Genomic DNA, 6,598 nt, shown 5'->3' on the forward strand with positions numbered 1-6,598 from the left:
CCCGTTCGACGAGCGGATGCTCGCGGTCGGCACCGACCACGCCGTCCCGCCCGTCGAGGAGGCTCGGGAGCTCCAGCCCACCCGCTGACCGGGCGCGCCCAGCCGCCTCAGTCGGCCGTCGCCGCGCGCGGGAGGTGGCAGCCGTCGAGGAATTCGAGCAACGGGAGGAGCAGGCCCGGCGGCACCCCCTGCTGGCTGCTCCGACTCTCCTCGACGATGCTGAGCCGGGAGCCCGGGACAGCGGCGTGGAGGAGTTCGGCGGTCGCGAGGTAGTGGCCGTGGCTGGTGCTTCCGACCGCGAGGAGGAGCGGCGCGTGGATGGCGGCATACGTCTCGGGTCTGCGGTCGTGAGCAATGACCTGGAGCAGCTCGGACGTGCCGGCATCGAGCTGGGTGCGAAACATCCGGCCGCGACCGGACTGCAGGAAGACCCGCACCAGGGCGAGCCGGACCCACAGCGGCAGCGGCGCCATCCAGGCCGGTCGTCCGAAGCCGCGGGAGATGATCGCCATCGCGCGGGCGTCGTCACGGGCCTTGACGGCGGCCAGCAGCTCCGGCACCCAGTCGTAGGGGATGGACCCGTCCAGGGAGACCCCGGGATCGTAGAGGGCGAGACCGGCGAGCTCCTGCCGGCGGGCCAGCTCCAGGGCGGCGAGGGCGCCGCTGCTGTGCGCGAGAACCGCCGCGGAACCGGTCTCCCGGAGGACGGCCTGCAGGTCGTCGACCTCCTGGCGGAGGCTGAGGTAGGCCCCGCGCGGGGTGGAGTCGCCGTGTCCACGGCGGTCGTAGACGTGCAGGGTGTAACGGCCCGCGAGAGCCGCTCCGAGGGGCGCATAGTCGGCCCGGACCGACAGGCTCCGTTGCACCAGGACGAGGCCCGGGCCGGACCCCCACGACTCCCCGATGACCCGACCACCGTCGCGAAGTGTGACCTCGAACAACGACGCGCCTCTCTGAGCTCTCGAGGCCCTCACCTCTCCCGGACCATCATGTCCCATTTCACCCCTCGTGAGGCCCATGCGACCACACCATTGCGGTCGGGCTCACCGACCGCGCTCGCCGGCCCTCCCCTACCGGGGGAGGCGCTCGAGGCAGGCCGCCGAGGCGCTGCTCACGCGTTCCGCACCAGCGTCGCCTCCGGATCGTGGAACTCCCCACGGGGGTAAGGGTGCTGGTCCCGCCCGTCCTGGCGGCAGGATCCACGGGCCGGGGTCAGCGGCCCCCCGCGCCGCCCGCCGGTGCGCCACCACCGCCATTGGCACCCCCACCAGCTCCGCCGCCGAAGGTCCCGGCACCACCGCCGAAAGTGCCGGCGCCACCGCCGAAAGTGCCGCCGCCGCCGAGACCTCCGGCAGCAGCGCCCAAGCCGGTTGCTGCCGTGCCTCCCGTCAGCCCACGGATGGGGGTCGTGGTCGTCGGCAGGGCCGCGGTGGTGTCGGCGACGACGACCTCCTGCCCGGCGGTCAGACCCTTGGTCACCTGGACGAGCCCCCCGCCGACGGCGCCGGTCGTGACCGCAGTCGAGGTGACGACCCCCTTGCTGAGGACTCCCACGACGCCGGTACCCGTCGGAAGCATCGTCACCGCCGAGGCCGGCACGGTGAGGACGTCGGTGACGCTGGACACGACGATGGCGACGTCCGCCCGTGACCCGGTGCTCAGGGCCTGGCCGGCGGTGGGGACGAGCACCGTGACCGGGTAGGTCGGTGTCGACCCGGTCGTGGTCGCGGGGAGCAGTCCGATGGTCGACACCGTGGCCGCGACCGCCTGCGTGGCGCCAGCGGGCGTGACCTGGACCGGCTGGCCCTTCTCGACGCGGGGCAGGTTGGTGAGCGGGACGTCGACGAGCACCGACGCTGCCCCGGTGCCCACGACGACGATGCCGGAGCTCGTCCCCGCGGACCCACCCGCCGCGAAGGCGATCGACCCGACGGTGCCGGCGATCGGCGCTCTGAGGGTGGCCCCTGCGCGGTTGGTGGTCGCGGTAGCGAGGGCGTGCTGGTCGGTCGTCACGGCGATCTCGTCCTGGAGGACTCGCGACGCGGCGGTCTGACCGCTCGTGCTGGCGCCCGCGCCGGTCTTGCTGGTCCCTGACGCGCCGCTGCTGCCGGAGGCCGAGGCGCCCGAGGTGGTGGTGTGGGAGGTCGAGCCGGTGGATCCCGCGGTCGAGCCGGTCGAGCCGGTCGAGCCGGTCGAGCCGGTCGAGCCGGTGGGTGCCGGCGTCGCCGAACGCGGCGTCGAACCACCGGTCGAGCCGCCGGTCGGACCACCGGTGTGCGTGGCCTTGACGAGTCGCTGGGTCTCGGCCGAGACCTTCGCCTGCGCGGTGGCGACGGCCTGCATCGCGGAGACGCAGAGCTGGACCTGCGCGGTGGTCGGGGGGGTCGGCGGTGCGGTCGGTGTGCCCGTCGTGGTCGGCGTGCCTGACGGAGGACCGGAGGTATCGGTGGGCTGCGGGGTGCCGCCCGCCCCGGGACGGGCCGCCACGAGGTATGCCGCCTGCTCGGCGAGGATGGCGGTCGTCGAGAGCGGCGTCGGCAGGAGGGCCTGGGTCACGGCCGCGGTCGCCGCGGTGGTCGGGGTGTCGGTCGGCACCGTCGACGCAGCCGAGCTGGCAAGCGTTGGCACGGTGGTCGCCGAGGTCGATGTGCCCAACGGGGTGCCCGACGGGGTGCCCGACGTGGTGCCCGACGTGGTGGAGGGTGACGTCGTCGGCGTCGTCGACGTGCCGGTCGGCGTCGTCGCCGTGCCCGTCGGGCTCGGGGTGCCGGTCGGGGTGCCGGTCGGCGTGCCCGTCGGTGTGCCGGTCGGCGTCGTCCCGATCGCCCCGAGGACCGGGAGGCAGGCGCGCTGCTGGGCGGCGATGGCCTGGGTCACGGCCATGGTGAGCGCCGAGAGCGGGGCGAGATCGACTGTGCCGGCCGTGGTACCAGGGCTGCCCGTGCTTCCGGTCGTGCCCCCGGTCGTGCCCCCGGTCGTCGATCCCGAACCGCTCGACCCGGTCCCGCTGGACGAGGATGAGCCCGTTCGGGAGGACCCCGACCCGGCCGAGCTGCCGGTCCCGGCCGAGCTGGTCCCGCTCGTGCTGCCGGTCCCGCTCGTGCTGCCGGTGGTGCCGGTGGTGCCGGTGGTGCCGGTGGTCGTCGATGCCGTGGAGTCGGACTCCAGCTGTGCCTGGGCCTGGGCCAGGGCCGCCTTGGCGTCGAGGACGGCCTGGTCGAGCGCCGTCGTGTCGAGCGTGGCGAGGGTCTGGCCGGCCGTGACGCTGTCACCGAGGGCGACATCGACCGAGGCGACGGTGCCACTGACCGGGAACGCGGCGGTGACCTGGCTCAGCCGGGTGACCGTGCCGGTGAACGGCAGGCGCTGGTCGATCGACCCACTCGTGACCGCAGTGGTGCGGTAGCGGGATGAGCTGGGGGTCGATGCGATGGCGGCGTGTGCGGCATACGCCCCACCGGCGACGACGGCGACGACCACGCCGACGGTCGTGCGCCGGAGCCACGTGCGGCGCCACAGGGAGGCCCGTCGATCAGCCATTGGTTGTCGCCGTCCCCGCCGCGCCGGTCGCGCGACGTCCCGTGGTGCACTGGCCGTTCGTGGCCGCCCTCAGCGCGAGCGCGGTCGCGGCGACGGTGCCGGTGTCGTCGGCCTTGCCGGTGGCGGTCACGCACTCGCCGACCTTGACGTCGGCGGTGCTGCCCTTCTGCGTGACCGTGTAGGTGGTCGACGCGGTCGTCGTGACCGCGACGTCAGCCACCGTGGCCGGGCTGGTGGCCGAGGCGCCCGCCGCCTGGCGGCGCTGCTGGGGATGCACCGTCAGCACGGCGCCGTTGACCGCGGTGACCGTCCCCACGACACCGAACCCCGCGGCTCCGGCCCGCGCGCCCGCGCCGGTGGGGGCGCCCGTCGGCGGCCCACCCTGGGGCTGCGTGCCCCCGGCTCCCGGCCCGCCACCGAGACCGGCCCCGAAACCCGCCCCGGTGCAGGCACCGCTCTTGGCCGGCTGGCTGACCTCGATCGTCGTCGCCGTGACGGCCGTCGCCGGGGTTGCCGACGCCGTGGCGCCGGTCGCACCGGCCCGGTTCGCGCCGTCCCGCACCACCACGCACGACCCGACCGTGACGCTGCTCGCCGTCCCGGCCACCGTCTTGGTCACCTTCGTCGCGGTCGTGAAGGTCACGGCGATCTGCTCCGTCGGGCCCTGCACCTGCATCGTCGTGCCCTGCACGTCGGCAATGAGTCCGCTCGTGCCGGGCACGCGACCTGCGCGCTGACCCGGGGCCTGGCCGCCGTTGGCGCCGGCGGCACTGGTCGCGGAGGAGCCCGACGAGGTGTTCGTCGACCCCCCGCACGCGGACAGGGCGAGGGCGGCAGCGATCGTGGCGACGGCGACGACGGTGCTCTTCGTGCTGGTCATGTGGTTCGTGCGGATCATGCGATCTACTCGTTTCTCAAGGCATCGATGGGAGCTAGGCGGGCGGCGCGGTTGGCGGGGTAGACCCCGGCTGCGACGCCGATGACGAGGGCGACCGCGAGCGCACCCACGGCGGCGATGGGGGAGATGGTCACCGGCTGATCGAGGAAGCGCGGGAGCAGAGCTCCCCCGAGGAGACCCAGTCCGATCCCGAGGAGGCCACCGACGAGACCGAGCAGGCTGGCCTCGACGAGGAACTGGCGCTGGATCACCCGCGGGGTCGCGCCGAGCGCCTTGCGCAGGCCGATCTCGCGGATCCGTTCCGTGACAGAGACGAGCATGATGTTGATGACCCCGATTCCCCCGACCAGCAACGAGATTCCCGCGATCCCGGCGAGCAGCACGGTCAGGGTCTGGGCGGTGCTCGTCGCCGTGGCGACCAGCGACTGCTGGCTGTTGACGGTGAAGTCCGCTGCCGTGGCGGTGACCCCGTGACTGGTGAGCAGTGCGGCATCCGCCTCCTGGTATGCCGCGGAGAGACTGTTCTGGTCAGCAGCCTGCAGGTAGATGGTCGAGACGCTGCGGCTGTTCGCCGTCGTGGAGACGCGGGTGGCGAAGGTCGTGCGCGGGACGATGGCCTGGTCGTCCTCGTCGCTCGTCGTGCTCGAGCCGACCGAGGCGAGCACGCCGATGACGGTGAACGTCTGGTTGTTGATCGTCACGCTCTGGCCCACGGGGTCGCGTCCCCCGTAGAGCTGGGTCGCCGTGGTCCCGCCGATGACGGTGACGAGCGTCCCGCTGTCGAGGTCCCCCTGGGTGATGAAGCGGCCCGACGACATGGTGCGGGCGCGGACCGACAGCCAGTCGGGGGTGGTCCCGACCACGCTCGTCGTCCAGTTCGTCGTGCCGACCGTGAGTGACTGCGACGACGTGGAGACCGGGGCGACCGCGGCGACGTCGGGCGCGACCCGCTTGTCCGCGAGCATGGCCGCGTCGTCCGAGGTCAGCGTCGTGGCACTGCCCCGGCCGCCGCGGACACCGGTCGAGGAGGTCGTGCTCCCCGGAGAGACGATGAGCAGGTTGGACCCGAGCTGGTTGATCTGGGCGGCGACCTTGGCCTGGGCGCCCTGCCCGAGGCCGACGGTGAGCATCACGGCCGCGATGCCGATGAGGATCCCGAGCACCGTCAGACCAGACCGGAGCCTGCGGGTGCGGATCGCCTCGTAGGCCGTCCGGACCGTCTCGCTCCAGTTCATCGGAGAGCTCCGGCGGCCTGGGTCAGGGCGGCGTCGTGGCCCTCGGCCAGGTGACCGTCACGGATGGTGACGACCCGGTGGGCCCGTTCGGCGACCTCCCGCTCGTGGGTGATCAGGACGATCGTGCGGCCCTGGTCGTGGAGCTCGTCGAAGAGGGTGAGCAGGTCGGCGGTGGAGACCGAGTCGAGGGCGCCGGTGGGCTCGTCGGCGAGGATGAGGTCGGGGTCGGTCACGAGGGCGCGGGCGACCGAAACCCGTTGCTGCTGACCGCCGGAGAGCTCTCCGGGCCGGTGGTCGAAGCGGTCGGCGAGGCCGACCCTGGTCAGCGCCTCCTCCGCCCGCTGTCGACGCTCGGCCCGAGGGACGCCGCCGTAGACGAGCGGGAGCTCGACGTTGCGCCAGGCGTTGAGTGCGGGGAGGAGGTTGAACTGCTGGAAGACGAAGCCGATCCGGCGGTTGCGCACCTCGGCGAGCTCGGCCTCGTCCATCTCGCTCACGGCCACGCCGGCGAGCTCGTAACGCCCCGCCGAGGGGACGTCGAGACACCCGAGGATGTGCATGAGCGTCGACTTGCCCGACCCCGAGGGGCCCATGATCGCGACGTACTCGCCCTGCTCGATCGTGAGGGTGACCTCGTCCAGCGCAGCGACCTCGAGCGACCCGGTGGCGTAGGTCTTGGAGACGTCCTCGAGGAGGATGATCGGCTGGGCCTCGCCGTCGCCCTCCCCCTCGGCCGGGTCGAGGGGGAAGGGGTTCTCCGCCTCGTCGGTCGTCCCGGACAGGTCCGCCGAGCCCGCCTCGTGGGCCCACAGGTGCGCGGTCACTGGCCGGCCCCCGGTGCGCCCTGGCCGCCGCCGCCGCCGCCGGCACCGCCGGCACCGCCGGCACCCGCGCCGCCACCGCCGCCCGCGCCACCCGTCCCGGT

Annotated in this window: 5 protein-coding genes; all 5 read right to left on the reverse strand. The window is 73.6% G+C overall.

Annotated features, from left to right (window positions below; all coding sequences use genetic code 11):
- Window positions 1–107: 107 nt before the first annotated feature.
- The 5 genes from Q0R63_RS13145 to Q0R63_RS13165 all read right to left on the reverse strand — a co-directional run bounded on the left by Q0R63_RS13145 (window position 108) and on the right by Q0R63_RS13165 (window position 6,497).
- Window positions 108–941, reverse strand: coding sequence for an alpha/beta hydrolase (locus Q0R63_RS13145; RefSeq protein WP_295697957.1), 834 nt, complete (start codon window positions 939–941; stop codon window positions 108–110).
- Window positions 942–1,212: 271 nt separating this feature from the next.
- Entirely contained in the window at window positions 1,213–3,540 is a 2,328-nt protein-coding gene (locus Q0R63_RS13150) for an HlyD family efflux transporter periplasmic adaptor subunit (RefSeq protein WP_295697960.1), read from the reverse strand.
- Window positions 3,533–4,438, reverse strand: coding sequence for a hypothetical protein (locus Q0R63_RS13155; protein ID WP_295697962.1), 906 nt, complete (start codon window positions 4,436–4,438; stop codon window positions 3,533–3,535). The genes Q0R63_RS13150 and Q0R63_RS13155 overlap by 8 nt, the downstream gene beginning before the upstream one ends.
- Window positions 4,439–4,443: 5 nt before the next feature.
- The gene (locus Q0R63_RS13160; RefSeq protein WP_295697965.1) at window positions 4,444–5,673 is read right to left on the reverse strand and encodes an ABC transporter permease; all 1,230 of its coding nucleotides are present in this window, start codon (window positions 5,671–5,673) and stop codon (window positions 4,444–4,446) included.
- Entirely contained in the window at window positions 5,670–6,497 is an 828-nt protein-coding gene (locus Q0R63_RS13165) for an ABC transporter ATP-binding protein (protein WP_366521128.1), read from the reverse strand. Before Q0R63_RS13165 ends, Q0R63_RS13160 begins: the two co-directional genes overlap by 4 nt.
- Between the last annotated feature and the right edge of the window lie 101 nt (window positions 6,498–6,598).

Origin of the sequence: Lapillicoccus sp. (genome assembly GCF_025353065.1) — a bacterium.
GTDB lineage: Bacteria > Actinomycetota > Actinomycetes > Actinomycetales > Dermatophilaceae > Lapillicoccus.

Coding starts and splice junctions, on each gene's coding strand:
- Q0R63_RS13155 (WP_295697962.1), bottom strand. CDS start 4,438: ATGATCCGCACGAACCACATGACCAGCACGAAGAGCACCGTCGTCGCC.
- Q0R63_RS13160 (WP_295697965.1), bottom strand. CDS start 5,673: ATGAACTGGAGCGAGACGGTCCGGACGGCCTACGAGGCGATCCGCACC.
- Q0R63_RS13150 (WP_295697960.1), bottom strand. CDS start 3,540: ATGGCTGATCGACGGGCCTCCCTGTGGCGCCGCACGTGGCTCCGGCGC.